General features: G+C 67.4%; 1 protein-coding gene. It reads left to right on the top strand.

What is annotated here, in order from left to right; genetic code table 11:
* Nucleotides 1-200: 200 nt before the first annotated feature.
* On the top strand, nucleotides 201-1,354 hold a 1,154-nt coding region (locus ACPEES_RS23395), incomplete at its 3' end, for a HAMP domain-containing protein (RefSeq protein ID WP_435106920.1).

Genomic DNA, 1,354 nt, shown 5'->3' with positions numbered 1-1,354 from the left:
AACCGCAACATCACCTCGATCTCGGATCTCAGCCGACAGACCGCCGAGACCGCACAGACCTGCCGCCAGGAGTGCGAGCGAATGCAGGGCCTCGCCCGCGAGCTCGGCGAGCTCATGGGACGCTTCCGGGCGTGATCGTCGCACCCGGACGCAGCGCCATGTTCGACACGTCACCCCGTTAAGCAGCAAGGGCCGCAGACATGACACTGAACCGCAAAATCCAATGGCTCGGCGCCGCGCTCATGGGTGCGGCTCTGCTGGCGATTTTCCTGATCATGCAGTTCCTGGCTCGCCCGGAGCTCTACAAGGACGAATTGAAGGAAGCACAGCAGACGGTCAATGGCACGGGCGATCAGCTCCGCATTACCCTGCAGGCGGCCGAATCGCAGACCCAGGCCATTGCACAGGCCGCGGAGAACCTGCCGCTGGAACGCGAAACGTTCATCCGCCAGATCGAGCCACTGGTCAACGATTACGGCAACGCCGTGGTCGCCGGCGGAGGTGTCTGGCCCGAGCCGAACGCGCTCATGGACGGCCAGGAGCGGGCGTCGCTGTTCTGGGCACGGGGGGAGAACGGTCGGCTGAGCCTACTGGACGACTACAACGACCCGGCCAGTGACGGCTATCACGGCGCAGGCTGGTATCAGGTCGGCAGAACGCTGTCCCGGGGCGAGTGCGGCTGGTCCGAATCCTACGAGGATCCGGTCTCCGGCACGCCGATGGTCACCTGCACCGTGGCCATCGAGCGCGCCGGCAGCTTCTGGGGCGTAGCCACCATCGACCTGATGCTCTCCGGGCTCGAGGGCATGCTCGCCGAGCGCAACGCCGACACGGGCGGGTATACGCTGGTGGTGGACCAGACCGGCCGCATTCTCTCCTTCCCCGGCATCCGCGAGGAAAGCCTGGCCATGATGACACTCGGGGATGCCGTCTCCGACTACCCGGAGCTGGCCCCGCTGAAGGCGGCGCTGGAGCAGGACGGCACCGTGGAGCTGCCCGAAGGCGTGCTCCCGGATGAGGAATCCGTGCTGATCCAGACGACCCTGCCCGATCAGCAGTGGACGGTCGCCATGGTCCTGCCCCGCTCCACGGCGATGGCTTCGGTCAACAGCGTGACCCGCGACTTGTACCTGTTCCTCACGCCGGTGCTGCTGGCATTCGTCATCGTCGCCGTCGTGGCGGCACGCCGCGTGATCCATCCGCTGCGCCGTCTCGCCGACACCCTCGCCAACCTGGGCTCCGACGGCGGCGACCTGCGCACGCGCCTCGACGAGGACCGCGCCGACGAGCTCGGCGACCTCGCCCGCGGCTTCAACGCCTTCGCCGCGGAGCTGCAGACCATCGTCCAGCGCGT

Origin of the sequence: Arhodomonas sp. AD133 (assembly GCF_051195215.1) — a bacterium.
GTDB lineage: Bacteria > Pseudomonadota > Gammaproteobacteria > Nitrococcales > Nitrococcaceae > Arhodomonas.
This window is presented reverse-complemented; position numbering and strand designations above follow the sequence as displayed.